Here is a 26,063-nt window from a genome sequence, read left to right as displayed (position 1 = left end):
CGCTGAGGGCCAGAGTGCCCCCGCCCCAGGGCCCCAGCAACGCAGCCTGCGTCAGACCGTGCTGAATAAAATTCATGCCTGCGGCTTGGCAGTCGGGTCTTACCACCTGAGAATCGACCTCGAACTGGCCACAGGACCCGCAACTCATGGATTCCGGCAAGACGCTTTCCCTGCCACCCCTGAAAGCCCTTCAAGCCTTCGAGCAGACCGCCCGCTTCGCCAACGTCGCCCGCGCGGCCGAGCAACTGGCGCTGACGCCCTCGGCGGTCAGCCATCAGTTGGCCAAGCTCGAAGCCCTGGTGGGGCGCGCCCTCTTCGTCCGCGGCGCGCGCGGCATGACCCTGACCCCGGCCGGGGAGCAATACCTCGAAGAGGTCAGCGAGGTGCTGCACCGGCTGGCCATGGCCACGGATCGCGCCGCCAGCGATGCCGGCCTGGAATGCCTGCGCCTGCACTCGGCGCCGAGCTTCGGCCTGCTCTGGCTGATGCCACGGCTGGAACAGTTCCGCCAGAGCCATCCCGACCTGCAGATCAATCTCTCCTGCTCCTACGAATCCCTGCACTTCAGCCGCGACAAGGTGGACATCGACATCCGCCACGGCCTGCCCAGCTGGCCGAACCTGGAGATCCGCACCCTGCAGCGCGAGCGCCTGGCGGTCCTGGCCGCGCCGCAGTTGCTGGAAAAACGTCCGATCCAGTCGCCGGCGGATCTGCTGCACAGCGAGCTGATTCTGTCCGAGGCCACTCTGATGAAGTGGCCCAACTGGTTCGCCCAGCAGGGCCTGGCGCTGCCGGAACGCCCCTATACCCTGAGTTTCGATCGCTCCTACATGACCTTGGAAGCCGCTCGCCATGGCCTGGGCTTCGCCTTGGAGAGCACGGTGCTGGCGGCGGACTATCTGGCCCGCGGTGATCTGGTGCGGGTGCTGCCCCAGGATGACGACCTGCCGGTGGCCGCTCACCACCTGGTGTTTCCCCGGGCGCACTCGCGCTACGCCCGGGTGCGGCGCTTTCTGGACTGGCTGCAACAGGAGCTGGGCCAGCCCTTCGAGTACTAGCCGGCCTGCAGCCGCTCCCGGAGCAAGGCGACGAAGGCCTGAGCCGCCGGGGTGAGGCTGCGGCCGGTGGGGGTCAGGATGCCCAGCGGCCGGGCCAGGCTCTCGCCGCGGACCGGCAGGGCCACCACCGGGGCCTCGCCACCCGCCGATTCCGGCAGCAGGGCCAGGCCCTGCCCGGCCGCCACCAGGGCCAGCAGGGTGCTCATGTAGTTGGCCTCCAGGGCCGCCACCAGGCGCAGGCCGGTGGCGGCGAAGGCGAAGTCCAGGCACTCGCGCACGCTGCTGTCACGCCCCGTGAGCAGCAGGGGCACGGCGTCGAGTTCGGCCAGGGTAATTTCGGTGCGGCCTGCCCAGCGATGGTCGCGGGGGACGAACAGCTGCAGGTGATCGACGTACAGCGGCTGGAAGTCCAGGCCTACGGCCCGTGGACGGACGCCGATGCCCAGGTCCACCTGCCCTTCCCTGACCAGCGCCTCGACCCGGCCGGCCACCACGTCCTGCAGGCGGACCTCGATGGCCGGATGACGGGCCTGGAAGGTCTTCAGCAACTCGGGAAAGGGCCCCATGAAGAAGGACGGCAAGGCCGCCAGGGTGATCCGCCCGCGGCGCAGGCCGGCCAGGTCCCGGGCGTGGGTCTGGACATCGCCCAGGTCCACCAGGATGCGCTCCAGGGGGCCGCGCAATTCTTCCCCGGCGGTGGTCAGCTGGACCCGCCGCGGGGTGCGCTCCAGCAGTTGCACCTCCAGCCAGGCTTCGAGTTGCTGGATCTGCACGGTGAGCGCCGGGGGTGACAGGTGCAATTCCTCCGCCGCCCGGGCGAAGGAGCCCTGGCGAGCCACGGCGAGAAAGGCCTGCACATGCTGGAGCAGATTCTTCATTTTGTTTTTCTGAACGCTGCTTCGGAAGATTCCAATTTACAGGACATCGGACGTCTTCGAATACTGGACCCACAACAACAAAACCTCCCGTGCGCCCGCCTGCCGCGCCACGGTCCAAGGAGTCCGCCATGCTCGCCCTGCTCGGTGTCGTCACCATTCTCGCGTTGCTCGTCGCGGTCATGAGCAAACGCGTCTCGCCCCTGGTCGCCCTGATCGTCATCCCCATCGCCGCGGCCCTGATCGGTGGCTTCGGCCTGGGCACCAGCGCCTTCATCATCGCCGGCATCAAGGGCGTCGCCCCGGTGATCGGCATGTTCGTCTTCGCCATCCTGTTCTTCGGCATCATGACCGACGCCGGGATGCTCGATCCCATCATCGACCGCATCCTGCGCACCGTCGGCACCCGGCCGACGCGCATCGTCTGCGGCAGCGCCCTGCTCGCCCTGCTGGTGCACCTGGACGGCTCCGGCGCGGTGACCTTCCTGGTGACCATTCCCGCCATGCTGCCGCTCTATACCCGCCTGGGCCTGGACCGGCGCATCCTCGCCTGCGTGGCCGCCATGGCCGCCGGGGTCAACTTCCTGCCCTGGACCGGGCCGGTGCTGCGCTCGTCGGCCGCCCTGCACGTGCCGGTGGCCGATCTGTTCCAGCCTTTGATCCCGGTGCAGCTGGTGGGCCTGGCCTTCGTCTTCGCCAGCGCCTGGTGGCTCGGGCGGCGCGAGGAGAAGCGCCTGACCCTGGCCGGCCAGGCGCCCTGGCTGGCCGGCGGTGGCGCCGGTGCCGCGCCGGAACGGGTGCTCAGCGAGGCCGAGCGTGCCCTGCGTCGCCCGCAGCGCTTCTGGATCAACCTGCTGCTGACCCTGGTGGTGATGGGCGTGATGATCGCCGGCTGGGTCGATCCGGTGGTGATGTTCATGCTCGGCACCGTGGCCGCGCTGTGCCTGAACTACCCCTCGGTGGACGCCCAGAAGGCGCGCATCGACGCCCACGCCAAGACCGCCCTGACCATGGCCAGCATCCTCTTCGCCGCCGGGGTCTTCACCGGCATCATGCAGGGCAGCGGCATGCTCAAGGCCATGGCCCAGGTGGCGGTGGCCGGCATCCCGGCCGGGCACGGCCAGCTGATCCCGGCGGTGGTGGGTTTCCTCTCCATGCCGCTGAGCCTCCTGTTCGATCCGGATTCCTTCTACTTCGGCGTCATGCCGGTAATCGCCGAGGTCGGCCGCAACCTGGGGATCGATCCGGTGCAGGTGGCCCAGGCCTCGCTGCTCGGGGTGCACACCACCGGCTTCCCGGTCAGCCCCCTGACCCCGGCGACCTTCCTGCTGGTGGGCCTGTGCAAGCTGGACCTGGCCGATCATCAGCGCTTCACCATCCCCTTCCTGTTCGCGGCCTCGGTACTGATGACCCTGACCGCCCTGCTCCTGGGAGTCTTCTAGATGAGCCGTCTTCTTCGCATCGGCTGCGGCGCCGGCTATTCCGGCGATCGCATCGAACCCGCCGTGGAACTGGCCGAGCATGGCCGGCTCGACTACCTGGTCTTCGAATGCCTGGCCGAACGCACCATCGCCCTGGCGCAACAGGCGCGGCTGGCCGATCCCGAGGCCGGTTTCGATCCGCTGCTGGAAGCCAGGATGCGCCGTATCCTGCCGCTGCTGAATAAGGCCGGACGGCCGCGCCTGCGGGTAGTCACCAACATGGGCGCCGCCCATCCCTCCGCCGCGGCGCGCAAGGTCGCGGCCCTGGCGCGGGAGCTGGGCGTAACCGGTCTGAAGATCGCCGCCGTGGCCGGCGACGACGTGCTGGCCCAGTTGCCCGCCGACGCCCGGCTGGACAACGGCCAGACCCTGGCCGAACTGGGCGACCGATTGATCTCGGCCAACGCCTACCTGGGCGTGGAAGGCATCGTCCAGGCCCTGCAGGCGGACGCCGATGTCATCATCACCGGGCGGGTGGCCGATCCCTCGCTGTTCCTGGCGCCGCTGGTGCATGAATTCGGCTGGGCGGCAGATGACTGGGAGCGTCGCGGACGCGGCACCCTGGTCGGCCATCTGCTGGAATGCGCCGGCCAGGTCACCGGCGGCTACTTCGCCGATCCCGGCTACAAGGACGTCCCCGACCTCGCCCGTCTGGGCTTTCCCCTGGCCGAGGTGGACGCCGACGGCCAGGCGACCCTGACCAAGGTCGCCGGCTCCGGCGGCTGCGTGACCCCGGCGACCTGCACCGAACAATTGCTTTATGAGGTCCACGACCCGGCGGCCTACCTGACGCCGGACGTGACCGCCGACTTTTCCGGCGTCGCCCTGGAGCAGTCCGCACCCGACCGGGTCGCGGTCAGCGGGGCCTGGGGCAAGCCGCGCCCGGAACAGCTCAAGGTCTCGGTGGGCTATCGCGACGGCTGGCATGGCGAAGGCCAGATCTCCTACGCCGGCCCGGGCGCCGTGGGCCGGGCCAGGCTGGCGGCTGACGTGGTGCGCGAACGCCTGCAACTCTGTGGGGTACCGGTGGAAGAGCTGCGCTGCGAACTGATCGGCTGCGACGCCCTGCACGGCGCCACCTTAGCGGCCCGGGCCAGCGGCGAACCCTGGGAGGTGCGCCTGCGCGTCGTCGGCCGCTGCACCAACCGGGCGGCGGCGGTGCAGATCGGCAACGAGGTGGAAACCCTGTACACCAATGGTCCGGCCGGCGGCGGCGGCGCCACCAAGGCGGTCCGCGAGGTGATCGCCGTGGCCTCGCTGCTGTGGCCGCGTGCGGCCGTCACCCCTACCCTGGAGCTGGAGACGCTGCCATGAAATTGCGCGAGATCGCCCACGTCCGTACCGGCGACAAGGGGGACATTTCGAACATGGCGGTGATCGCCTATCGCCACGAAGACTTCGAACTCCTGCGCCAGGCGCTTACCGCGGAACGGGTCGCCGCCTGGTTCGCCGACAGTCGCCCGGCCGATGCCGCGCCGGTGCGCCGCTACGAATTGCCGGCCCTGGGCGCGCTGAACTTCGTGCTGCCCGGTGCCCTGCGCGGCGGCGTCACCCGCTCGCTGGCGCTGGACGCCCACGGCAAGGGCCTGGGTGCGGCGCTGCTGGATCTGGAGCTGGAGGACTAGAAACGCCGCTCAACCCGGAGTACCGACCCCCGCGCAGGGCAGCCGCGTCAGCAGAACGGTATCCTTGTCGAGGGGCACTTGGGCACCCTTGCGTCTGAGTTCGTTGATGGCGTGCAGCAGGATCAGATTGACCTGTTCCACCTCACGCATGTCGTCCGCCTTCAGCAGGCGCGACACCCGCACATTGTGATCGGCCTCGATGAGGGTGATCAGCAAGCCGTCGCTACGCCGCTCCAGCTCGTGGCGCACGGGCGGATCGAGTTGGGCCAAGCGTTCATGCAACCTGTCCATCAGCAGGGCTCCCGGAGGAACGTCACCCTGTTCAGGCTAGCCGCCTCGGTGGAGAACGCAAGGCCTCTACTCGGGACCTGTCCGCCGACGGGAAGTGCCCTCCGTTCACTTGGGCACGGGGGCATCAACGGATGCGAGGCTGTCACGAAGCTGCCATCCACTACCGGCACGCTGGACCTCTTGACCACCACGCCGTGGCAGAGGCCCATCCATGGATACTCGTCCCGCCATCCGTCCGCTCGATCCTTTCGCCACGCCATCGCAAAGGCTGGCGCTGGCTAACGACCTTGACCACTGCCGCTCCGCCGAGGCGCACGGCCAGTGCATCGCGCTGGCCACCCAGCGGCTGATCGTGCTCGGGCATCGGCGAATCCTGCTGGTCACCGCCGGGGAGCCGCCAATCGCCGACTTGCAGGCTCACAGTCAGATCATGCTGGCGGAGGGGTTGCCCCTGCTGCCCTGCCTGGAGCTCGATCCGGCAGCCATCCTGTGCTGGGCCGAGCTCGCCATCCGCCTGCAAGGCGCTGCTCCGACCGCCCTGCTCTGCACCCGGGCCATCCTGGCCCAGACACTCCAGACCGCCCTATACCCTGGCGCGCTACCCTCGCTGACCATCACCGGTCCCGAAGCGCGTACCGGGGCAGATAGCGCGTCTTGGCACTAGCTGGGACGTCCATGCCTTAGAAATTCGAACCCCTGATCGTCCGTCCCGCCTGATCGGGCTGCTGCAGATTGCCCGAGGTGGCGGCCTTGGCCGGATTCCAGTCGATCTCGGCGCGCTGGACCGCGGCCGCGGTGAAGCGCTCGTTGAGCTCCGGCGCCAGGCGATGCCCCCAGTAGGCCAGCTTGGCCTTGTAGCCCACGGTGATCTCCTTTTGCGGCTGCAGCAGCGCGCCGACGATGGCCTGCACCGCCTTGTCCGGCGAGTCCTTGGTGGGCAGGTCGGCGCGGTGGCCGGTGTAGGTGGCGGCATGGCCCCAGATCGGCGTATCCAGCGCCCAGGGCAGCACCGTCGACAACTGGATGTTCGGCTGGCGTCCACGGCGCAATTCCTGCTGCAGCACCCGGCCGAGACTGAGCACCGCGGCCTTGGATGCCGAGTAGGACGCCTGGTAGGCGTGGGGGATCTCGCCATCCACCGAAGCGACGTTGACCAGCCGGCCGTAGCCCTGGCGACGGAAGCGCTGCAGGGCCAGGTGGCTGCCGATCACCACCCCCTTCACATTGGTATCCAGCAGGCGCAGGTGGTCTTCCAGGGGCACCTCTTCGAAACGCCCGACCGCGACCACGCCGGCATTGTTGATCCAGCCATCGATACGGCCGAAGCGCTGCTCGGCCTGCTCGGCCAGGGCGGTCATCTGCGCCACGTCGGCCACATCGGTGGGCACTGCCAGGGCTGCCACGCCCAAGGCCTGGACCTCGACCGCCAGGGCTTCCAGCGCCTCGCTCCTCCGCGCGGCCAGCACCAGGTTGGCACCGTGCCGGGCCAGCGCCAGGGCCACGCCGCGGCCGACGCCACTGGAGGCGCCGGTCACGACGATAGTCCGGCCATTCAGCTGATGGTGATCGATCTGCGGCGAACGCCGGGACGAGGTGCGATTCAGCAGCGCCAGGGCGGCAGGCAGGGCAAGCAACAGCGGCAGGGTACGCATCAGGGAGGTTTCCTCAGGGTCTGTGTCTGAGGTGTGACTCCTCGGCGACCGCGCTGACGTCCCGCAGCGAGACGACCGGGGCCAGCGTTGCCGACGCCCGCCGTTTCGGTTGTCTGCGGTAACCACCGTGCCAGGGCAGCCCCTGCTGGCCATGACCGTTCGGCGGAACGCCTCAGTCCTCGGACTGGCGATGCGGCATCGCGATGCCGTGCAACTTGAGCCGCCGGTAGAGGGTGGCCCGGGACATCCCCAGCGCCCGGGCGGTCGGAATCGCCTTCCAGCGATGGCGGACAAGGGCCGCCAGGATCGCCCGCCGCTCGGGGCTGTCGATCTCGGGTGGCGGCTCGGCGGCCGGCGCGTCACCCATCCGCAGACTGACCGGCAGATGATCGAGGGTGATAAGGGCGCCATCGCACAGGGCGCAGGCGTAGCGCAGCACATTGCGCAATTCGCGCACATTGCCCGGCCAGTCATGGGCCAGGATGGCCTCCTGCACCTGGGGCGCCAGCTCTGGCGCCGGACGCTCGCCGCACTCTTCTTCGAGCAGCCGCCGCGCCAGCGCCAGGCGGTCGGCACGCGCGCGCAGCGGCGGCAGCTGAAAGACGGCACCATTGAGGCGATAGAGCAGGTCTTCGCGAAACAGCCCGGCGGCGACCTGCGCCTGGAGGTCGCGGTGGGTGGCGCAGACCAGCCGCACATCCACTCGCCGCGGCTGGGCGCTGCCCACCGGCAGTACCTCGCCCTCGGCCAGCACCCGCAGCAGCCGGGTCTGCAGCGCCAGGGGCATGTCGCCGATCTCGTCGAGAAACAGGGTGCCGCCATCGGCCGCCACGATCAGACCATCGCGACCCTGGCGCTGGGCGCCGGTAAAGGCGCCCGCGGCATGGCCGAACAATTCGCTCTCGATCAGGCTTTCCGGCAGCGCCGCGCAATTGAGGGCGACGAAGGGCCGCCCGGCACGATCGCCACCCTGGTGCAGGCCGCGGGCAAAGACCTCCTTGCCGGTGCCGGTCTCGCCGGTCACCAGGATCGGCAGGCCATGGCGATAGAGCCGCAGGGCGGTCGCGAGCGCCTGGCTGACCCGCGGCTCCTCCTCGGGGTCCGCCGCACGCGGCTCGCGGACCAGCGGGATCACCACCCCAAGACGCTGACGCGGCGCCCGTACCCGGGCGTGGAAATGCGCATCGCCCAGCCGCAGGGGTTCGCCATGGTCCTCCTGCAACCGCGCCGGGGCATCGCGACCGAAGAGCTCGTCCAGGCGCTGCGGCAGATAGCCCAGCTGAGCGAGGCAGAGTTGCCGGGCTGGGCGATTCAGACCGGTCAGGCGTCCGCTCTGATCCCAGGCCAGCAGCAAGTCCGGCTGGGTGTCGAGATAGCTGGCCTGGGCATGGCCGCAGAGCACCCAGTCGCCCCGGGCGCTGTGCATGAAGTAGGCATTCTCGATGCGCTGGGCGCTGTCGCGGGTGAACTGCTGGATCAGCAGCTGGCTGCGGCGGTCGTCCGGCGAACGCGGCGCCGAGACGTCCAGTACCCCGAGCAACTCGCCGCTCGGCGCGAACACCGGCGCGGCGGTGCAGGTCAGGCCGGTAAAGGCCACGCGGAAGTGATCGGCCTTGTGCACCGTCACCGGCGCCCGGTCGGTGAGCACCGCGGCGACCCCGCAGGTGCCCTCCTCCTGCTCGGACCAGCAGGTGCCCAGGTAGAGCCCGGCGCGGCGGCATTCGTCGTCCAGCCGATCGCTGACCCGGTAATCCAGGGTATGGCCCTGGGCGTCGGCCAGCAGCACGCAATAGTCGGCCGCCTCGACCCGCGCATGCAGGGCGCCCAGTTCGCCGTCGGCGACGCGCAGGAAGTCTTCCGCCGCCTGCTGGTGCTGGCGCAATTCGTAGCGCGAGAGGATGCGCGGACCGCGCAGGCTGCCCGGGTCGAGCTGATACTGCTCGAAGGAACGACGCCAGGAATCGAGGATGCGCCCGGGCGGACTGGCCGAGCGCAAGGGCGCACGCAGGGCCTGGTCGATGGCGCGGGCGTGATAGCGGGCCTGGGTAGACAACATGGGCGTCTCTCCCTGAATTCCGGTCATGGCATGGAAGGCCGGTCATTGTTCTGCCCTTCATTTAGCGCCCCCTGGCCCCGGCCTTCAAGTCCGCCGCGCCGTGAGACGAATCGTCTCAGCGTCTCGCCCTGCCGTCGCAGCCCTGAGACGCCCCGGCGCAAAGCGCCCGTCCCGCCGGACCTTGCCATCCCCCCACAAAGCCGCACCCAGCCTGGCCTGCAGCGAAACTATAGCGATCTGGCACCCGCCTTGCTCAGGGCTCTGCGACGCTCCCAAGACAACGACAAGAGGGCCAGACCCATGAGCGCACCCCGGCATCGCCGCACGGCTGCCCTGACCGACGGTCCAGGCCTCGGGAGTCAGCCATGCCCATAACCGTCGGCATCCTGCCCAACCCCGCCTCGGGGCGCGACCTGCGCCGGCTGACCGGCAATGCCGCCCTAACCTCCAGCACCGACAAGGCCGGGGTGGTGATGCGCCTGCTGGCGGCCTTTGGTGCCACCGGGGTGGAGCGGGTGCTCCTGCCGCCGGACATGACCGGTATCGCCGCCGCCGTGCTCAAGGCCAGCGGCAGTCGCCAGGCCCGCGAGCAGCGCTGGCCGGAGCTGGTGTTTCTTAATCTGCCGCTGACCCAGACCGTGGACGACACCCGCCGCGCCGCGCGGCTGTTGCTGGCCCAGGGCGCGGCGGTGATCGCCGTGCTCGGCGGCGACGGCACCCACAAGGCGGTGGCCGCCGAGGTGGGCGACCTGCCGCTCTTGACCCTTTCCACCGGCACCAACAACGCCTTTCCCGAATTGCGCGAGGCCACCAGCGCGGGCCTGGCCGGCGGCCTGGTGGCGAGTGGTCGGGTCGATCCGGCGCTGGCGCTGCGGCGCAACAAGCGACTGCGGGTGGAGGTGCCGGAGCGCGGCATCCGTGACTGGGCGCTGGTGGACGTGGCGGTCTGTCGCCAGGCCTATCTCGGCGCCCGGGCGGTGACCCGGGTGGAGGATCTGGCCGAGGTCTTCACCACCTTCGCCGAGCCTTGGGCCATCGGCCTGTCGGCCCTCTGCGGCCTCTGGCATCCGGTCGCCCGCAGCGCCCCCCATGGCGGCTGGGTGCGGCTGGAGCCCGAGGCGCCGGCGCAACTGACCGTCCCCCTCGCCCCCGGCGTGCTGGCCCAGGCCGGTATCGCCGCCAGCGGCCTGCTCTTGCCGGGCGAGCCGCGCACCCTGTCGCTGGCCGCCGGCACCCTGGCGCTGGATGGCGAGCGCGAAATCGAATTCGGCCCCGAGGCGCGTCCGCAGGTGACGCTGGACCTCGACGGCCCCCTGAGCATCGACGTGGAGCGGGTGCTGGAACTGGCGGCGCAGCAGCGCCTGCTGGTCCGCCGCCGGCCCGCGTCGGCCCTCGGCAATCCTGGAGAACAATAAGATGAGCGAGACCCCAAGCGTCGACCAACTGAGCCATGCCTACCGGGTGATGCGCACCATCCGCGCCTTCGAGGAGCGGCTGCACGTGGAATTCGCCACCGGCGAGATTCCCGGCTTCGTCCACCTCTATGCCGGTGAGGAAGCCTCGGCCGCCGGCGTCATGGCCCACCTGGGTCACGAGGACAGCATCGCCTCCACCCACCGGGGCCATGGCCACTGCATCGCCAAGGGCGTGGACGTCTACGGCATGATGGCCGAGATCTACGGCAAGAAGACCGGGGTCTGCCAGGGCAAGGGCGGCTCCATGCACATCGCCGATCTGGAAAAGGGCATGCTCGGGGCCAATGGCATCGTCGGCGCCGGCGCGCCCCTGGCCGCCGGCGCCGCCCTGGCGGCCAAGCTCAAGGGCAGCGACGCCGTGGCCGTGGCCTTCTTCGGTGACGGCGGCTCCAACGAGGGCGCGGTGTTCGAGGCCATGAACCTGGCCTCGGTGTGGAATCTCCCCTGCATCTTCGTCGCCGAGAACAACGGCTATGCCGAGGCCACCGCCTCCAACTGGTCGGTGGCCTGCGACCACATCGCCGACCGCGCCGCCGGCTTCGGCATGCCCGGGGTGACGGTGGACGGCTTCGACTTCTTCGCCGTCCACGAAGCCGCCGCGGCCGCCGTGGCCCGCGCCCGGGCCGGCGAAGGCCCCTCGCTGATCGAGGTGAAGTTCACCCGCTACTTCGGCCACTTCGAGGGCGACGCCCAGACCTATCGCGATCCCAACGAGGTCAAGCAGGCCCGCGAACAGCGCGACTGCCTCATGCAATTCCGCGAGCGGGTGACGCGCTCCGGCCAGCTGCAACCCGCCCTGCTCGACAGCATCGACCAGGAGGTGGAGCAGCTCATCGAGGACGCCGTGCGCAAGGCCAAAGCCGATCCCAAGCCTGGCCCGGAAGACCTGCTCACCGACGTCTACGTCACCTACGCCTGATCGGAAAACAACAAGGAGCGCCACCATGGCCAGAAAGATCAGCTACCAGCAAGCCATCAACGAAGCCCTGGAACAGGAGATGCGCCGCGACCCCACCGTCTTCCTCATGGGCGAGGACAACGCCGGCGGCGCCGGCGCGCCCGGCGAACAGGACGCCTGGGGTGGCGTGCTCGGGGTCACCAAGGGCCTCTACCACAAGTTTCCCGGCCGGGTGCTGGACACCCCGCTGTCGGAGATCGGCTACGTCGGCGCGGCGGTAGGGGCCGCCGCCCGCGGCACCCGGCCGGTATGCGAATTGATGTTCGTCGACTTCGCCGGCTGCTGCCTGGACCAGATCCTCAACCAGGCGGCCAAATTCCGCTACATGTTCGGCGGCAAGGCGGTCACCCCGCTGGTCCTGCGCACCATGGTCGGCGCCGGCCTGCGAGCCGCGGCCCAACATTCGCAGATGCTCACCTCCTGGTGGACCCACATCCCCGGGCTCAAGGTGGTCTGCCCGGCCACCCCCTACGATGCCAAGGGCCTGCTGATCCAGGCCATCCGCGACAACGACCCGGTGATCTTCTGCGAGCACAAGCTGCTCTACGGCATGCAGGGCGAGGTGCCGGAAGAGTCCTATGCCATCCCCTTCGGCGAAGCCAGCTTCCTGCGCGAAGGCGACGACGTCAGCCTCATCACCTATGGCCGCATGGTGCACCTGGCCATGGAGGCCGCCGCCAACCTGGCGCGCCAGGGCATCTCCTGCGAGGTGCTGGACCTGCGCACCACCAGCCCGCTGGATAGGGACAGCATCCTGGAAAGCGTGGAAAAGACCGGTCGCGCGGTGGTCATCGACGAAGCCAATCCGCGCTGCTCGGTGGCCACCGACATCGCCGCCCTGCTCGCCGAGCAGGCCTTCGACGACCTGCGCGCCCCGGTGCAGCTGGTGACGGCGCCGCACACCCCGGTGCCCTTCTCCGATGCCCTGGAAGACCTCTATATCCCCGACGCGGCCAAGATCGAGCGCGCCGTGGTCAAGATCACCCAAGGGAGGCAGGCCGCATGAGCCAGATCCATACCCTGACCATGCCCAAGTGGGGGCTGTCCATGAGCGAGGGCCGGGTCAACGCCTGGCTCAAGGCCGAAGGTGACCCCATCACCAAGGGCGACGAGGTGCTCGACGTCGAGACCGACAAGATCAGCAGCAGCGTCGAGGCGCCCTTCTCCGGCACCCTGCGCCGCTGCCTGGCGCGGGAGGACGAGACCCTCGCCGTGGGCGCCCTGCTGGCCATCGTGGTGGAAGGCGAAGCCAGCGAGGCCGAGATCGACGCCGTGATCGCCCGCTTCCAGGAAGACTTCGTACCCGGTGGCGAAGACGCCGCGGATGCCGGCCCCCAGGCCCAACGCATCGAGCTCGATGGTCGCCCGCTACGCTACCTGGAGCGCGGTGAAGGTGGCTTGCCCGTGATGCTGATCCACGGTTTCTCCGGCGATCTGGACAACTGGCTGTTCAACCACGAGGCCCTGGCCGCCGAGCGCCGGGTGATCGCCCTGGACCTGCCCGGCCATGGCCAGTCCGGCAAGACGCTGGCCACGGGCGACCTCGCCGAGCTGGGCGCCGCGGTGCTGGCACTGCTCGACCACCTGGACATCCCCCGCGCCGTGCTGGTCGGCCACTCCATGGGGGGCGCCGTGGCGCTGCACTTGGCGCAGGTGGCGCCGCAGCGGGTCGCCGGCCTGGTGCTGATCGGCAGCGCCGGACTCGGCGCGGAGATCAATGGCGAGTACCTCGCAGGCTTCGTCGCCGCCACCAGCCGCAACCAGCTCAAGGGCCCGGTCAGCCTGTTGTTCAGCGATCCGGGACTGGTCACCCGGCCGTTGCTGGAGGACCTGCTGAAGTACAAGCGGCTGGAAGGCGTGGACCAGGCGCTGCACCAGCTGGCGGGCAACCTCTTCGCCAATGGCCAGCAGGCCCAGGTGCTGCGCCAGGTACTGGGCGGCGAGATTCCCGCACTGCTGATCTGGGGCAAGGCCGACGCCATCATTCCGGTCCAGCATGCCGATGGCCTGCCCGCGGCCGTCCAGGTCGAGATCCTGGAGGGCCAGGGCCATATGGTGCAGATGGAAGCCGCCGACCGGGTCAACGCCCTGATCCAGGCCTTTCTGCCCCGTTGCGAACGCTAGAGGAGCCTCGCCATGAAAGCAGCCCGTTTCCATGCCGCCCGCGACATCCGGGTGGAAGACGTCCCGCCACCCGGCGCGCCGGGCCCCACCCAGGTGCTGGTCAGGAACCAGTTCTGCGGCATCTGCGGCACCGACCTGCACGAATACCTGGGCGGGCCCATCTTCATTCCTACAGCGCCGCACAGCTACACCGGCGGCCAGGTGCCGCAGATCCTCGGCCACGAGTATTCGGGCGTGGTGGAAGCCGTGGGCAGCCAGGTGACCGCGGTGAAACCCGGTGACCGGGTCTCCATCCAGCCCATGGTCTCGCCGCGGGACGACTACTACGGCCGCCGCGGCCAGTACCAGCTCAGCGAACAGCTGGCGATCATCGGCCTGTCCCATCCCTGGGGCGGCATGGCCGAGTACTCCCTGGTGGAGGACTACAACGCCATCCCCATGCCGGACGACCTCAGCACCGCGCACGCGGCGCTGATCGAACCCACGGCGGTCACCGTCTACGCCACCCACAGGGGCGGCGTGAAACCCGGCGACAGCGTGCTGGTGGCCGGTGCCGGGCCCATCGGCCAGTTGCAGGTCATGGCCGCGCGCGCCGCCGGGGCCACCCGGATCTTCCTGGTGGATCTCAACGACAACCGCCTGGAGATGGCCCGGCGCCTGGTGGACGGCCTCATCACCCTCAATCCCGGCAACACCGACGTGCTGCGCGAGGTGCGCGCCCACACCGCCGGTGGCGTCGGCGTGGACGTGGCCTTCGAATGCGTCGGCGCCGAGGCGCCGCTGGGGCTGTGCCTGGAAGCGGTGCGCCGCCAGGGCGTGGTGGTGCAGGTGGGAATGCAGGGCAAGCCGCCAGCGCTGGACGGCTTCACCCTGACCTACAAGGACGTCGACCTGCGCGGCTCCTGGTGCTACTCGACACTGATGTGGCCCCAGGTGGCGGCCCTGATCGCCAGTGGCCAGCTGCCGGCGGAAAAGGTGGTGACCCGCCATATCGCCCTGGACGACGTGGTGGAACAGGGCTTCGAGGCCTTGCTGGACAAGGCCGGGACCCAGTTGAAGATCCTGATCGAGTTGTAGGGCTTTCCCACGCGGCCGGCCGCGTGGGGTTTTTCTCGCCCTACTGGAAGGTCGTCGCGCTAAAGCTCGGGCGTGCGGTGAGGCGCTGGTGGAAGGCCACCAGCCGTCCGTGCGCGGACCAGTCGATCTCCGGCAGGCGAAAGCTCAGGTAGTCCAGGCCGACGGCCACCAGGTAGTGGCTGAAATCGAGGTCCTGTGCCTCCAGCGTGGACGTCTCCGCCAAGCGCGCCAGCAGCCGGTCGATGGCCGCCAGTCGGCGGGCACCCAGCACCGAGTCATCCTGGGCCGCACCGCCATGCTTGCGGGCGATCACCGTGCCGAAGGCGGCGTCGATCAGGCCCTGGCCCAGGCCGGCCAATTGCAGCCGTTCGGCCGCGAGCGGACTGCCGCCACCCAACTGGTGCAGATGGACACAGATCAGCAGGGTCTCGCTGAGGGCAAGGCCCTCGTCGGTGATCAGGGCCGGGACCTTGTTGCCCGGGTTGGCTGCCAGCAAGGTCGGATCGTCGTTCCAGGGATCGCTCCACACCAGTGTCAGTCGCGCGCCGAAGCCGGCTTCGAGGGCGGTGACGCGCGCAGCGCGGGCATAGGGCGAGGTCTGGTTCAGCAGCAGTTGCATGGCGGACTCCGGGACACGGCGGGTGATGAGGGCGCCCCGCCAGTGTAGCCGCTGGTGTACGCCCTCAGTGCGGTCGGGTCACCGTTAGGACCACGGCGGCGATGCGATCGGTATGGGCATAGACGCCGCTCTCCAGTTCTTCACCGAAGACATCCGGGTCCAGTTCGCGATAGCGCCAGGCCACGTCCAGGTCGGCCAGGCGGGTGCGGACCTCTTCCAGGAAGGGATCGCGCCCCTCGACCATGGCGACGCCGGTATAGAGCAGCAGGGTGCCACCCGGGGCCAGGCGCTCCAGCGCCGTGTCGAGGATGGCCAGCGACAGGCCAGCGCCCAGCGGGCCGCCGCCATGACGATAGGCGCGCTCGCCCGGATCGACCAGATAGGGCGGATTGGACAGGATGAAGTCGAAGTCTCCGTCCACGTCCTTGAGCAGATTGCTGTAGCACGCTTGCAGATTGCCGGCTCCGGCCAGCGCGGCATTGACCCGGGTCAGTGCCAAGGCGCGCTGGTTGATGTCCACCGCGAGCACCTCGGCATCGGGCCGCGCCAGGGCGACCAGGATGGCACCGGGACCGGCGCCACTGCCGATGTCCACCGCCCGGCGGATGGTGCCGGTCTCGAAGCGCAACTGGGCTTCCAGGGCATTGGCATAGCGATAGGTATCGGGGCCGAAGAACACCGCATCGGCTTCTTCGGTGGGATAGGCGGAATGCACGAACAGCTGATCGCCCAGGCTCGATACCCGCACCCGACTGCGCCAGCCGCCGGGCACCGGGGTCAGCAGCTCGGCCGCGGCCAGGGCGTCGATGAGGGACTCCGGCAGCACCTCGCGGGAAAACGGCCGGCTCCAGCCGAAGACGCCTTGCAGATCCCGCGCCCAGGCATTGCCGGGTCGGGCATTGACCCGGGCGTGAGAGGCCGGGGTCGGGGTGATGAAGTGATAGTCGGCTGCACGCAGCGTCTCGACCAGTAGCTCCAGCGCCTTGGTCGGGTCCGGGGTCGTCGCGGGGTGTTCGGGGTATTCCATGGCCGTCACGGGCAGGTCCTTAGGTGGCAATCGAAATGAAAAAAGGACCCTCGCGGGTCCTGGCCTGGGCGTCAGCCCAACAGCGAGACGAACAGCCGCGTCGCCAGCAGGCCGGCGCGGCTGTGATGGCGCGCCGGCGACAGCTGCTCCACCAGCAGCGCCATGGCGGCGGCGCGACTGGGTTGGCTCGCCAGCCGTTGCTCCAGTGCGGCCTCCTCGCTGTCGAAATCGCTGCTCTGGGCCCTGCTCGCATTGGCCGCCCCGCCCTGCTCCGCTTCCAGCGCCGGGCACAGGCGTTCCTGCTGGCGCTGGCGGGCGCGAAAGCTCACCCCGCGGCGCGGCAGCACCGCCACCCGCTCGCCAGTGGCCTGCTTGCGGGCGCCGTTGTGCACGAAATCGCCGGCGATCCAGTCGTGGATCAGTTGCTGCTCGTAGGCGGTGAAGACGCCGAACATCTCCGCGCGTTCGCCCTGGATCAGCCGCCAGAAGCGGCTGTTGGTGGGGTCCTCGTGGCGCTTGATCCAGCCCTGTTCCTGCATCACCTGGAGGAAGTCCGGAATCTGCGACGGATCGTATAGCCAGTCGCTGACGCTGCGTCCGCCGATGCGGCAATAGTCGGAATGCACATAGCGGCCGACGCTGCTCTTTTCCGCCAGCACCTCGATCACCGCCTGCTCCAGGTCGAAGCCGGCGATCACCGAGGTGGTGCTGGCGCCCAGTTCGTTGAGCAGATAACCCTGCACCACGCGCTGGTAGAAGGCCTCGCGGCCCTCGGCGGGCATGGCGTCGTGCACCGCCTGCAGGGCCTTGCGCGCATGGCCGGTGCCGGCGTTGTCGACGGTCACGTGCAAGGTGAAGTAATAGGGGTCGATGCCCAGCTCGTTGAGCTCGTAAGAGGTGATCAACAGGTGCAGCGGCAGTTGCTCGTAGCCCAGGTTGAAACCCAGCACCTCGGGCAGGTAGTGATCGGCGTTATGGGCCAGGGCCAGCTGGATGGCGCCCTGCGCATAGTGGTCGTCGCTCAGGTCGGCGAAGTCCTCGCAGCCGTGGCTGGCCAGCAGCTTGCGATAGAGCACCACGTGATTCTTGTCCGGTTGGCCGTCGCCCAGTTCTTCGAGGTAGATCTGGATGGCGGCGCGATAGCGCAGGTCGTCCCAGTGGGCCAGGGTGCCATAGAGCCAGGCGCCATCCACCAGTTTGGTCGGCGCCACGCCGCGCAGGAAATACAGCGCATGGGCCTTGCTGCCGAAATAGCGGCGCGGCGCCCCGGCCTTGCGTGCGGCCAGGTAGTCGCGGTACTGGGCGCCGACCCGGGCGTTGTTCTCCAGCACCCAGGCCTCCAGGCCGTCGGAGTCTTCCGGCAGGTCGGCGGTCATGCCGGCTACCGCCTGCAGCTGGTCGTCGAGAAAGAAACGGGCCCGCTCCTGCGCCTGGGTACCCGGGTGGTCTACCAGCAACGCCTGGTAGAGCGCCTTGGCGGGTTCGAGAGTGACCGAGTTCGAGGCGGCGTGCTGGCCGGTAACGGCTCTTGTCGTGGTCTGCATGAGGGGCACATCTGGCAGCTGATGAATACCTCGTTCGGCCCATGGGAGAGACCTAGGTTCCTGACCGAACCCGCGCTGTAGCGTGCCGCCTCGCTTGTGGCCGTCAAAGGCGCAGGCTCGGGAACACTGCCGTTCGTCGGCGGCCGGTCCGCGCCGCTTCGCCTGTTGCCACCTTCCTGGCCAGGCGACGGGTGACCCGACGAGGGACCTCATTTCCCACCCTGACAGGCCGATAGCCTGGAAACCCATGCGACCGCCAGGCCCTGCCCATGTCCCCCGCCGATTCCGACGTCGATCTGCGCACCCTCCTCGATTCGATCCAGGAGTTCATCGTCGCCAAGGACGGCCAGGGGCGCTGGCTATTCGTCAATCGCATCGTGCTCGAAGCCTATGCCATGGTCGGCTTCGACTATGTGGGCATCACCGATGTCGAGTTGATCGAGCTGTTTCCGACCCATGCCGAGGCCTTCCGCTACAACATCGACACCGACGAGCAGGCCTGGCAGAACGGCGCGCCCACCCAGATCGAAAAGTCCTTCCTGGGCCCGGACGGCCGCATCAACACCTGGGAAGTGGTCAAGACCCCGCACTTCGATGCCCAGGGTGGACGGCGGCTGCTGACCATCGTCAGTCGCAACGTCACCGAACGCAAACTGGCCGAGACCGCCTTGCAGGAAAGCGAAAGGCGCTTCCGGTCACTGGCCTACCTGGACGCCCTGACCGGCATCGCCAACCGCCGCAGCATCCTCGACCAGATCGCCCATTACCGGGCTGGCGCTGCTGGCCACCTGCCCTGCGCCCTGTTCTATCTGGACCTCGACCGCTTCAAGGCCATCAATGACGAATTCGGCCACGAATTCGGCGATCTGCTGCTGGTGGCCTTCGTCGCCCGGGTCAGCGCCTGCCTGCGGGCCGGGGATCTGCTCGGCCGGATCGGCGGCGATGAATTCATCGTCTTCCTGCGCGAGACCTCCGCCGATGCGGCCCTGGCCCTGGCCGAGCGCCTGTGCAGTGCCCTGCAGCGACCCTGGCAGCTGCAGGGCATCAGCCTCCAGACCACCTCCTCCATCGGCATCGCCCATTGCACCGATGGCAGCCTCAATGTCCATGAACTGATCCGCCGCGCCGACGGCGCCCTGTACCAGGCCAAGCGCGCCGGCCGGGCGCGGGTGGTGCTGGCCGAGGCCTAGAGGCGTTCGGTCGGCTGAGCGCGGATCAGGATCTCGCGCTGGCGAAAGGCCGTTTCCAGCCGGCGCCGATAGTCCGCCCACCAGGCCCTGTCCAGGGCTTCGGTCATGACCTCGTAGACCAGCAGCTCGTCGTCCTCGACGCGCTCCGCCTCGTCCTGGCACAGGCCCTCCACCGGCGCCCGGCTGAAGGCGGTCAGCCCGCCGAAGCGCGCCACCAGTTCCTCACGGACCTCCTGGAACAGCGCCCCGGGCAGGCGCTGGCCGTCGTTGTCGTTCAGGGGTAGCAGCAACTGGATGAGGTACATGGCCGTTTCTCCTGGGATCTTTCGCTGCAGACCCCCTGGCACCCCTGACCGGTTCCCGGCCGCTGGTCCTGCCATGCCTGCCTGCCGGTAGGCTGGCAACGCAAAGGCCCTGCCGAGGGGCTCTCGGCAGGGCCTTTCCAGGCGTTCAGCTGGATCAGACCGAGAAGCGACCGACCAGGCGATTCATGTCCACCGCCAGGCGCGAGACCTCATGGGCGGCCGCGGCGGTCTGGTGGGCACCGGCCGAGGTCTGGATCGACAGATCGCGGATGCTGACCAGATTCTGGTCCACCGATCGGGCGACCTGGGCCTGCTCTTCCGAAGCCGTGGCGATGAGGAAATTGCGCTCGTTGATCTCGGTGATGGAGCGGGCGATCTCCTCCAGGGCGGCACCGGCTTCGTGGGCGATCTTCAGGGTGGCGGTGGCCTCGTCGCGGCTGCGTTGCATGGCCTGCACGGCGCCTTCCGAACCGCTCTGGATGCCGCCGATCATCTGCTCGATCTCGCGGGTGGATTCCTGGGTTCGGTGGGCCAGGGCGCGCACCTCGTCGGCGACCACGGCGAAGCCGCGACCCTGTTCACCGGCCCGGGCGGCTTCGATGGCGGCGTTCAGCGCCAGCAGGTTGGTCTGCTCGGCGATGCCACGGATGACATCGACCACGGTGGCGATGCCTTGCGCCTGTCCGGCCAGAGCGACGATCTGCTCGCTGGTGTGGGACACGGTGCTGGTCAGGGAGTTGATGGCATTGACGGTCTCGGTGACGCGGGCCGCGCCCAGGCCGGTGGAGCGCTCGGATTGCTGCGCCGAGGTCGAGGCCGAGGCGGCGTTACGCGCCACCTCCTCCACGGCGGCGGTCATCTCGTTGACCGCCGCGGCAGCCTGTTCCACCTCGCCGTTCTGGCGTTGCAGGCCACGGCTGGCTTCTTCGGTCACGGCATTCATCTCTTCGGCGGCGGACGCCAGCTGGGTCGAGGCTTCGCCGATGTGGCTGACGGTGTCGCGCAGGGTCTGCTGCATCTGCACCGTGGCCCGCATCAGGTCGGCCATCTCGTCGCGACCCTCTGCCACAACCGACACCCGCAGATCGCCTTCGGCAATGCGCTTGTTGATGGCCAGCACCTGGCGCAGCGGCTGCAGGATGCTGCGGGTATAGAGCACGGCCAGCACCACGGTGAGGACCACGGCCACGGCGGAGATGACCCCGAGCAGCCAGAGGTTACGGCTATAGGTCTGGTTGGCCAGCTCGCCCGCCTGCTTGGCGCCGCGTTGGTTGAAGTCACCCAGGGCGACGATCTTCTCCTGCAGGTCGTTGGTCAGCGGACGGATGTTGGCGTTGACGTAGGCGGTCCCTTCGCTGGCCGGACGCGTCCGGGCGATGGCAACGATCTCGTCGAGCCGGGCGTCGTAGGCCTTGACGCCGGCGGACACGGCATCGGCCAACCGCTGCTCCTCAGGCGAAGCGACCAGGGCCTGATAGGCCGCCACCTCCTTCTGCAGCTGGCCGCGCGTCTGGGCGATGGTCGCCGCGGCGGTCTGCTTCATCTGGTCGTCCTCCGAGGCAACCATGCGCAAGGTCTCCAGGCGCAGACGGAGCACCAGGGTATCCATCTTGGCGGTCTGGGCGATGCTGGCCATCCAATTGGTCTCGACGTCCTGCTCCGCTTTATAGAGCGAATTCAGGCCGACGGCCGAGGTGACCGCCAGGACCAGCAGCAACAGGGTGACGGCGGCAAAACACACGGCCGAACGGGCCGACAATCTCAGGGTACGCATGGAATGACTCCGGGCAGACAGGGCAGATTCACCTCCTTCTGTTCGGCGTCACCGTCCCTTGACTGAATAGCCACCCATCGCCGATCAGCGGCACCCCCTCGATAAGCTGCAGGCTAGAGCTGGCGCGGCCTGCAGCGATATACACCGGCCCGACGACGGGAGCTCAAGCCTGGCAAAGGACCACTCTAACTCAGGCTAGAATGAGCCTTCTCCACCATCGAAATGCCCATGTCGCCTATCAAGTCCCGCCCTGCGCACCTGGTCCCGCTGCGCAACCGCCTGCTGGCCATCGCCTTCGCCGGGATCGTGCCCCTGGCGCTGATTGCCGGGCTGGGGCTATGGCTGCTCGTCCATCACCAGCAGCATGAAGCTGAACAGCGGGCGCTGGAATCCAGCCGCCAGGCCGCCACCACCATCGAGAGCGAACTGCGCCGTTCGGTGACCATCCTCCAGGCCCTGGCCGAGTCGCCCCTGCTGGCGGCGGGCGACCTGGAGGGCTTCGCCACCCTGGTCGAGCGGGTCCTGCCGCTGGCGCCGGGATGGCGCTCGGTGCTGCTCGCCACACCGGATGGGCAGGTCATCAAACGGATATCGAGCTTCAAACGGGCGCCGGGGGGGCCTGTCGCCGAGCCGGACAGCTTCGCCGAGGTGATCGCCCAGCGCCGGCCAGTGGTTGGGCAACTGGGCCGTGGCCCCTCCGGCCTGCTCGCCTTTCCGATTAGGGTCCCGGTGTTGCGTGAGGGTCAGCTGAGCTTCGTGTTGACCGCGGTGATGACACCGGAAAGCATCCGCGCGGCGCGTCTGGCCCGCGCCCTGCCCAAGGACTGGGTGGGCTCGGTATTCGATCGCCATGGCCTGCGCATTGCCCGTACCAGTCTGCATGAGGAAAGCCTGGGCGAGCCCGCCCTGCCAGGCCTGGCGGCGATCCTGACGCAACCGGGTGAGGAAGGCGTCGGCACCGCCCGTACCCGCGAAGGCCGCCAGGTCTATACCGCCTTCGTGCGCCTGCCCGATTCCGGCTGGACCGTGACCACCGCCATCCCCACCGAAGAGGTGACCGCGGCCGCCAATCGTTCCTTCGCCCTCTATGGCGGTGGCCTGGTGCTGTCGGTGGCTTTCGCCTGGGCGATGGCCCTGCTGCTGTCGCGGCGCATCAGCCAGCCGGTACAGGCGCTGCAGGCCGCCGCCCAGGCGCTGGGCCAGCGCCAGCCACCCGTGCTGCCGGACAGTGACGTCCTGGAGATCCGCCAGGTCGGCGAAGCCCTGCTGGCCGCAGCCGACGCCCGCCGGCTGCTGGAAGAGGAGCGGGACGACTACCTGCGGGGCCTGCAGCGGAGTCAGGAACAGTTGCAGCTGCAGGTCGCCGATCTGGAGGTCCTGCAACGGCTCAATCATCGCCTGCTGCAATTGCCCTCGCTGTCGCAACAGTTGCAGGAGATCCTCGAGGTCCTCTGCCACTTTCATCAGACGTCCCTGGGCTGCGTCTCGCTGCTGGAAGACGGCAAGCCGCCGCAGCTGTATTTCGCGCCGGGCTTCGCGGCCGAGGAGCAGGACCAGTTGGCCGCCCTGCAGCCCGCAGACAGCGCCTGTGCCGCCGCCCTGCGCAGCGGTACCCGCGTGGTGATACCGGAGCTAGCGACCGCGCCTGAGTTCGCCGCCCTGGCCACGCTTGGCCGCCGCCTGGGCTTTGCCGCCCTGCATGCCGTGCCCTTGCGCAGTACCCTGCACGGCACCCTCGGCGCGCTCACCGTGCACCTGCCGGAGGCCGGGGAACCCACGCCGCGCCAGCAGCGCCTGGCCGATCTGTGCGCCTCCAAGGCGGCGCTGGTGATCGATCGCGCCCGCATTCAGGAGGCCGCGCTGCACTCGCAACGCCGTCTGCGAGTGGCGCTGGAGAGCTCGCAGGTGTCCTTTGGCATCGCCGTGCCCGCTGCCGAAGGCGGCTTCGTCTGGGACTATCTCAACCCCATCGGCGCCGCCACCCTGGGCCACGACGGCAGCGCCGCGCATCCCAGCCTGCCCTGGGCCGGTCCGCGCATCCTGCAGGCCTGTGGTGAGCACCAGGCCGACGAGGCGGCCTGGTCCGTCGAACTACAGGGCGCCGATGCCAGTGGCACCAGCCGCTGGCTGCAGATCAGCGCCACGCCCTTCGACGGCAACGTGGCGGTCTGGTTTCTCGACATCACAGAGCGCAAGCGCCAGGAACAGCAGCTGCGCGACAATGATCGGCAAAAGGATGAATTCCTCGCCGTGCTGGCCCATGAGCTGCGCAATCCCCTGGCGCCCATCCGCCATGCGGCGGCGCTGATCGCCGCGCCCCAGGCCTCGCTCGAACAGCAACAGCGCAGTTGCCAGACCATCGAGCGGCAGGTGGAACGCATGGGCGCCCTGCTCAATGACCTGCTGGACATCTCACGCATCACCTTTGGGCGCATCACCCTGCACAACGCCTTCGTTACCCTGCAGACGGTGCTCCAGGCGGCGGCCGACGCAGCCCAGGCGCCGATGCAGGACAAGGGTCAGAGCTTCATGCTGCAACTGCCCGAGGCGCCGCTCTGGCTGTACGCCGATACGCTGCGCCTGGAGCAGATCTTCATCAACCTGCTGGGCAACGCCGCCCGCTACACACCGGCGGGTGGGCGCATCACCCTCGCCGTGCAGGCGGGCGACGACGAGGTACGGGTGGAGATCGCCGACAACGGCATCGGCATCGCGCCCGAACGCCTGACCGATCTCTTCCAGATGTTCGGCCAGATCGATCCGCGCCTGGCGGAACGCTCGCCGGGCCTGGGTATCGGCCTGGCGCTGTCCCGCGAACTGGCGCGGCTGCAGGGTGGCGACATCACCGCGACCAGCGCCGGCCTGGGTCAGGGCAGCCGCTTCACCGTGAGCCTGCCGCTGACCGTGGCGCCTCCGGCGGCAATTGCCGAGCCCGTCGCAGCGGAGCCAACGCTGCTGGCCACCCGGCGGATCCTGGTGGCGGACGACAACCCCGACATCGCCGACACCATCGCCGAATTGCTGGAGCTGGATGGCCACGAGGTACGGGTCGTCTACGACGGCCAGGCGGCGCTCACGCTGTTCCAGAGCTATGGCCCCGACATCGTCATCTCCGACATCGGCATGCCGGGGCTGACCGGTCACCAACTGGCCCGGGCGATCCGCGAGATCCCGGCCGGGCAGGCCGTCAAGCTGATCGCCATGACCGGCTGGGGTCAGGCCCAGGACAAGGCCGAGGCCTTGGCGGCGGGCTTCGATCATCACCTGACCAAGCCGGCCGACATGCAGACCCTCTATGCGCTGGTGGGCGGCTAGGCGGTGACCCGGCGCGCGCCGGCCAGCCGCGTCAGCCCATAGAGCGCGGCGCCGACCAGCAGCATCAGCGCGGCGCGCCACCAGGTCGCCGCGCCCTGCTGGGCCAGGAGCAGCGCACAGGAGGCCAGGGCCAGCACCGGAAAGAGCCAGTGGACGCGGAAATGCGCGTGTTCGACCCGGTCGCGCTTGAGCACCAGCACCGCCAGGTTGGTGCTGATGAAGACCACCAGGAGCAAGAGCACCACGGTCTCGGCCAGCACATCCAGGGTGCTGGTATAGGTCAGGGCGATGGCCACCGCGGTGGTGGCGAGGATGGCGACCCCCGGGGTCTGTCGCCGCGGCAGCACCCGACCGAGCACCGCCGGCAACAGCCCCTGGCGGGCCATGCCGTAGGCCAGGCGGCTGGCCATGATCATGGTCAGCAGCGCGCCATTGGCTACCGCGATCAGGGCGATGACGGCAAATAGCCGGGTCGGCACGCCCAGCCCCGAGGCGCCGAGGACGTCCATCAGCGGCGCGCCCGAGGCCTTGAGCTGCGCCACCGGCAGCACCAGCGCGGCGCCCGCCCCCACCAGCATGTAGACGATGCCGGCGATGACCAGGGCGCCAAACAGCGCCCGCGGATAGACGCGGCTGACATCGCGCACCTCCTCGGCCAGGTTGGCCGAGGTCTCGAAGCCAACGAAGGAATAGAAGGCCAGCAGCGAGGCGCTGAGAATGGCCACCGTGGCCGAGGGCGCATCCACCTCCAGCAGCCGCGCGGGCTCACCCTGCCCCTGGGCGACGAACCAGGCCGCCGCCACGATGACGATCACCAGGCCCGACAACTCGACCAGGGTCATCACCAGGTTGACCGACAGCGATTCCTTGATGCCGCGGGCATTGAGCAGGCCGATGAGCACCAGGAAGGCCGGGCAGACCCAGCCGGCCGGCCAGGGCACCAGCGCCTGCAGATAGCCACCGGCAAAGGCCACCGCCAGCCCCGCGGCACTGGTGACGCCAGCGGCCAGCATCGAGAAACCCACCAGAAAGGACAGCCAGGGCCGGCCGAAGGCGCGTTCGGCAAAGACCGCCGCGCCGCCCGCCCTCGGGTACTTGGTGACCAGCTCCGCATAGGAGGCGGCGGTCAGCAGGGCGAACAGCAAGGCGATCAGCAGCGGCGCCCAGATGGCACCGCCGACCCGCCCGGCGATCGTCCCCGCCAGGGCATAGACACCCGCGCCCAGCACGTCGCCGAGAATGAAGAACAGCAGCATGGGCAGGGTGATGGCGCGTTTGAGCGTGGTGGTTGCGGGGGAAGATTCCGTGGCCATGGCGTGGTGCTCCTGGAGCGGTCGAAGAGACGGACGCGGGCCCTTGCCGGACCCGTCGCGTGCAACCGTAGAGAGCCCGCGCGCCGACCGGGTTCCAGCCCCTGACCGTTCGTCCCCCGGGCCGGACGGTCAGGCGCGCGGGCACAGCGCGATCCTGGGCCCCGGCTGCCGGCCAGCCGCCGCTGCGCTTGCCCTCGTCTAGCCCGGGAGCCCGCGCGAGCGCACCGTTTCGCTGGCATGCAGCGGTTTTGCCCGGCCACCGGCAAGCCACCGATCCGCCGGGTTTGCCGATCAGCGGCAGGGC

Annotated in this window: 22 protein-coding genes and 1 pseudogene; 12 read left to right on the top strand and 11 right to left on the bottom strand. The window is 69.1% G+C overall.

What is annotated here, in order from left to right; all coding sequences use genetic code 11:
* Positions 1–146: 146 nt before the first annotated feature.
* A complete protein-coding gene (locus tag POR01S_RS03785; RefSeq protein WP_027599558.1) occupies positions 147–1,058 on the top strand; it encodes a LysR substrate-binding domain-containing protein in 912 nt (303 codons plus the stop codon).
* Here POR01S_RS03785 and POR01S_RS03780 read toward each other — a convergent pair.
* Positions 1,055–1,936, bottom strand: coding sequence for a LysR family transcriptional regulator (locus tag POR01S_RS03780; RefSeq protein ID WP_042133873.1), 882 nt, complete (start codon positions 1,934–1,936; stop codon positions 1,055–1,057). The genes POR01S_RS03785 and POR01S_RS03780 overlap by 4 nt on opposite strands.
* Before the next feature lie 128 nt (positions 1,937–2,064).
* Between POR01S_RS03780 and POR01S_RS03775 the strand changes: the two genes are divergently transcribed.
* From POR01S_RS03775 to POR01S_RS03765, 3 genes are read left to right on the top strand one after another with little or no spacing between them, the layout of a single operon-like run.
* A complete protein-coding gene (locus POR01S_RS03775) occupies positions 2,065–3,375 on the top strand; it encodes a CitMHS family transporter (RefSeq protein ID WP_042133871.1) in 1,311 nt (436 codons plus the stop codon).
* Positions 3,376–4,728: an acyclic terpene utilization AtuA family protein gene (locus POR01S_RS03770; RefSeq protein WP_042133869.1), complete on the top strand. Its 1,353-nt coding sequence runs from the start codon at positions 3,376–3,378 to the stop codon at positions 4,726–4,728.
* Positions 4,725–5,039 (top strand): AtuA-related protein, encoded by a 315-nt coding sequence (locus POR01S_RS03765; RefSeq protein ID WP_042133867.1) that lies wholly within the window; start codon positions 4,725–4,727, stop codon positions 5,037–5,039. The genes POR01S_RS03770 and POR01S_RS03765 overlap by 4 nt, the downstream gene beginning before the upstream one ends.
* 9 nt (positions 5,040–5,048) lie before the next feature.
* On the opposite strand, the gene POR01S_RS03760 is transcribed toward POR01S_RS03765, so the two are convergent.
* Positions 5,049–5,330, bottom strand: a complete 282-nt coding sequence (locus POR01S_RS03760) for a hypothetical protein (protein WP_042133866.1) — start codon at positions 5,328–5,330, stop codon at positions 5,049–5,051.
* 211 nt (positions 5,331–5,541) lie between these two features.
* On the opposite strand from POR01S_RS03760, the gene POR01S_RS03750 reads away from it, so the two are divergent.
* Complete coding sequence (locus POR01S_RS03750; RefSeq protein WP_042133862.1) at positions 5,542–5,994, top strand: type 1 periplasmic-binding domain-containing protein; 453 nt, start codon at positions 5,542–5,544, stop codon at positions 5,992–5,994.
* Between the two features lie 16 nt (positions 5,995–6,010).
* Here the strand turns inward: POR01S_RS03750 and POR01S_RS03745 are convergent, their stop codons facing one another.
* Both POR01S_RS03745 and POR01S_RS03740 read right to left on the bottom strand, forming a co-directional pair.
* Positions 6,011–6,982, bottom strand: a complete 972-nt coding sequence (locus POR01S_RS03745) for an SDR family NAD(P)-dependent oxidoreductase (protein ID WP_042133860.1) — start codon at positions 6,980–6,982, stop codon at positions 6,011–6,013.
* Positions 6,983–7,154: 172 nt separating this feature from the next.
* On the bottom strand, positions 7,155–9,038 hold the full coding sequence (locus tag POR01S_RS03740) for a sigma-54-dependent Fis family transcriptional regulator (protein ID WP_042133859.1): 1,884 nt from the start codon (positions 9,036–9,038) through the stop codon (positions 7,155–7,157).
* 365 nt (positions 9,039–9,403) lie between these two features.
* On the opposite strand from POR01S_RS03740, the gene POR01S_RS03735 reads away from it, so the two are divergent.
* The 5 genes from POR01S_RS03735 to POR01S_RS03715 are packed head-to-tail and all read left to right on the top strand — an operon-like array spanning position 9,404 to position 14,672.
* On the top strand, positions 9,404–10,453 hold the full coding sequence (locus tag POR01S_RS03735) for an ATP-NAD kinase family protein (RefSeq protein WP_042133857.1): 1,050 nt from the start codon (positions 9,404–9,406) through the stop codon (positions 10,451–10,453).
* Between the two features lies 1 nt (position 10,454).
* A complete protein-coding gene (locus POR01S_RS03730) occupies positions 10,455–11,432 on the top strand; it encodes a thiamine pyrophosphate-dependent dehydrogenase E1 component subunit alpha (protein ID WP_042133856.1) in 978 nt (325 codons plus the stop codon).
* 25 nt (positions 11,433–11,457) lie between these two features.
* A complete protein-coding gene (locus POR01S_RS03725; RefSeq protein WP_042133854.1) occupies positions 11,458–12,477 on the top strand; it encodes an alpha-ketoacid dehydrogenase subunit beta in 1,020 nt (339 codons plus the stop codon).
* A complete protein-coding gene (locus tag POR01S_RS03720) occupies positions 12,474–13,595 on the top strand; it encodes an acetoin dehydrogenase dihydrolipoyllysine-residue acetyltransferase subunit (RefSeq protein ID WP_042133852.1) in 1,122 nt (373 codons plus the stop codon). The genes POR01S_RS03725 and POR01S_RS03720 overlap by 4 nt, the downstream gene beginning before the upstream one ends.
* A gap of 12 nt (positions 13,596–13,607) precedes the next feature.
* Positions 13,608–14,672 carry a 2,3-butanediol dehydrogenase gene (locus tag POR01S_RS03715; RefSeq protein WP_042133851.1) on the top strand — a complete coding sequence of 355 codons (1,065 nt, stop codon included), beginning with the start codon at positions 13,608–13,610 and terminating at the stop codon, positions 14,670–14,672.
* A 40-nt stretch (positions 14,673–14,712) separates the two neighbouring features.
* On the opposite strand, the gene POR01S_RS03710 is transcribed toward POR01S_RS03715, so the two are convergent.
* From POR01S_RS03710 to POR01S_RS03700, 3 genes are all read right to left on the bottom strand, one after another.
* Entirely contained in the window at positions 14,713–15,291 is a 579-nt protein-coding gene (locus POR01S_RS03710) for a glutathione S-transferase family protein (protein WP_042133848.1), read from the bottom strand.
* Between the two features lie 64 nt (positions 15,292–15,355).
* Complete coding sequence (locus POR01S_RS03705) at positions 15,356–16,318, bottom strand: methyltransferase (protein WP_042133846.1); 963 nt, start codon at positions 16,316–16,318, stop codon at positions 15,356–15,358.
* Between the two features lie 71 nt (positions 16,319–16,389).
* Complete coding sequence (locus POR01S_RS03700) at positions 16,390–17,862, bottom strand: iron-containing redox enzyme family protein (protein WP_042133844.1); 1,473 nt, start codon at positions 17,860–17,862, stop codon at positions 16,390–16,392.
* A 269-nt stretch (positions 17,863–18,131) separates the two neighbouring features.
* On the opposite strand from POR01S_RS03700, the gene POR01S_RS03695 reads away from it, so the two are divergent.
* A complete protein-coding gene (locus POR01S_RS03695; RefSeq protein ID WP_042133842.1) occupies positions 18,132–19,052 on the top strand; it encodes a GGDEF domain-containing protein in 921 nt (306 codons plus the stop codon).
* On the opposite strand, the gene POR01S_RS03690 is transcribed toward POR01S_RS03695, so the two are convergent.
* The 3 genes and pseudogenes from POR01S_RS03690 to POR01S_RS24210 all read right to left on the bottom strand — a co-directional run.
* Positions 19,049–19,357 (bottom strand): hypothetical protein, encoded by a 309-nt coding sequence (locus tag POR01S_RS03690; protein ID WP_007158568.1) that lies wholly within the window; start codon positions 19,355–19,357, stop codon positions 19,049–19,051. The genes POR01S_RS03695 and POR01S_RS03690 overlap by 4 nt on opposite strands.
* Before the next feature lie 154 nt (positions 19,358–19,511).
* Positions 19,512–20,300, bottom strand: a complete 789-nt coding sequence (locus POR01S_RS24215) for a methyl-accepting chemotaxis protein (RefSeq protein ID WP_437123800.1) — start codon at positions 20,298–20,300, stop codon at positions 19,512–19,514.
* Positions 20,301–20,366: 66 nt separating this feature from the next.
* Positions 20,367–21,131, bottom strand: a pseudogene (locus POR01S_RS24210) (MCP four helix bundle domain-containing protein); the annotation flags it as partial.
* Between the two features lie 228 nt (positions 21,132–21,359).
* Between POR01S_RS24210 and POR01S_RS03680 the strand changes: the two are divergent.
* A complete protein-coding gene (locus POR01S_RS03680) occupies positions 21,360–24,446 on the top strand; it encodes a hybrid sensor histidine kinase/response regulator (protein WP_042133839.1) in 3,087 nt (1,028 codons plus the stop codon).
* Here POR01S_RS03680 and POR01S_RS03675 read toward each other — a convergent pair.
* Positions 24,443–25,759 carry an APC family permease gene (locus POR01S_RS03675; protein WP_042133838.1) on the bottom strand — a complete coding sequence of 439 codons (1,317 nt, stop codon included), beginning with the start codon at positions 25,757–25,759 and terminating at the stop codon, positions 24,443–24,445. The genes POR01S_RS03680 and POR01S_RS03675 overlap by 4 nt on opposite strands.
* Positions 25,760–26,063: the final 304 nt, after the last annotated feature.

The organism is Pseudomonas oryzihabitans NBRC 102199 (assembly GCF_000730625.1).
Taxonomy (GTDB): domain Bacteria; phylum Pseudomonadota; class Gammaproteobacteria; order Pseudomonadales; family Pseudomonadaceae; genus Chryseomonas; species Chryseomonas oryzihabitans.
This window is presented reverse-complemented; position numbering and strand designations above follow the sequence as displayed.

What these genes read in the sequence shown, in the direction of transcription:
- POR01S_RS03690 (WP_007158568.1), bottom strand. Translation starts at nt 19,357, where the DNA reads ATGTACCTCATCCAGTTGCTGCTACCCCTGAACGACAACGACGGCCAG.
- POR01S_RS03760 (WP_042133866.1), bottom strand. Translation starts at nt 5,330, where the DNA reads ATGGACAGGTTGCATGAACGCTTGGCCCAACTCGATCCGCCCGTGCGC.
- POR01S_RS03780 (WP_042133873.1), bottom strand. Translation starts at nt 1,936, where the DNA reads ATGAAGAATCTGCTCCAGCATGTGCAGGCCTTTCTCGCCGTGGCTCGC.
- POR01S_RS03785 (WP_027599558.1), top strand. Translation starts at nt 147, where the DNA reads ATGGATTCCGGCAAGACGCTTTCCCTGCCACCCCTGAAAGCCCTTCAA.
- POR01S_RS03775 (WP_042133871.1), top strand. Translation starts at nt 2,065, where the DNA reads ATGCTCGCCCTGCTCGGTGTCGTCACCATTCTCGCGTTGCTCGTCGCG.
- POR01S_RS03740 (WP_042133859.1), bottom strand. Translation starts at nt 9,038, where the DNA reads ATGTTGTCTACCCAGGCCCGCTATCACGCCCGCGCCATCGACCAGGCC.
- POR01S_RS03725 (WP_042133854.1), top strand. Translation starts at nt 11,458, where the DNA reads ATGGCCAGAAAGATCAGCTACCAGCAAGCCATCAACGAAGCCCTGGAA.
- POR01S_RS03705 (WP_042133846.1), bottom strand. Translation starts at nt 16,318, where the DNA reads ATGGAATACCCCGAACACCCCGCGACGACCCCGGACCCGACCAAGGCG.
- POR01S_RS03730 (WP_042133856.1), top strand. Translation starts at nt 10,455, where the DNA reads ATGAGCGAGACCCCAAGCGTCGACCAACTGAGCCATGCCTACCGGGTG.
- POR01S_RS03720 (WP_042133852.1), top strand. Translation starts at nt 12,474, where the DNA reads ATGAGCCAGATCCATACCCTGACCATGCCCAAGTGGGGGCTGTCCATG.
- POR01S_RS03675 (WP_042133838.1), bottom strand. Translation starts at nt 25,759, where the DNA reads ATGGCCACGGAATCTTCCCCCGCAACCACCACGCTCAAACGCGCCATC.
- POR01S_RS03710 (WP_042133848.1), bottom strand. Translation starts at nt 15,291, where the DNA reads ATGCAACTGCTGCTGAACCAGACCTCGCCCTATGCCCGCGCTGCGCGC.
- POR01S_RS03735 (WP_042133857.1), top strand. Translation starts at nt 9,404, where the DNA reads ATGCCCATAACCGTCGGCATCCTGCCCAACCCCGCCTCGGGGCGCGAC.
- POR01S_RS03770 (WP_042133869.1), top strand. Translation starts at nt 3,376, where the DNA reads ATGAGCCGTCTTCTTCGCATCGGCTGCGGCGCCGGCTATTCCGGCGAT.
- POR01S_RS24215 (WP_437123800.1), bottom strand. Translation starts at nt 20,300, where the DNA reads ATGAATGCCGTGACCGAAGAAGCCAGCCGTGGCCTGCAACGCCAGAAC.
- POR01S_RS03765 (WP_042133867.1), top strand. Translation starts at nt 4,725, where the DNA reads ATGAAATTGCGCGAGATCGCCCACGTCCGTACCGGCGACAAGGGGGAC.
- POR01S_RS03680 (WP_042133839.1), top strand. Translation starts at nt 21,360, where the DNA reads ATGTCGCCTATCAAGTCCCGCCCTGCGCACCTGGTCCCGCTGCGCAAC.
- POR01S_RS03695 (WP_042133842.1), top strand. Translation starts at nt 18,132, where the DNA reads ATGTCCCCCGCCGATTCCGACGTCGATCTGCGCACCCTCCTCGATTCG.
- POR01S_RS03745 (WP_042133860.1), bottom strand. Translation starts at nt 6,982, where the DNA reads ATGCGTACCCTGCCGCTGTTGCTTGCCCTGCCTGCCGCCCTGGCGCTG.
- POR01S_RS03715 (WP_042133851.1), top strand. Translation starts at nt 13,608, where the DNA reads ATGAAAGCAGCCCGTTTCCATGCCGCCCGCGACATCCGGGTGGAAGAC.
- POR01S_RS03750 (WP_042133862.1), top strand. Translation starts at nt 5,542, where the DNA reads ATGGATACTCGTCCCGCCATCCGTCCGCTCGATCCTTTCGCCACGCCA.
- POR01S_RS03700 (WP_042133844.1), bottom strand. Translation starts at nt 17,862, where the DNA reads ATGCAGACCACGACAAGAGCCGTTACCGGCCAGCACGCCGCCTCGAAC.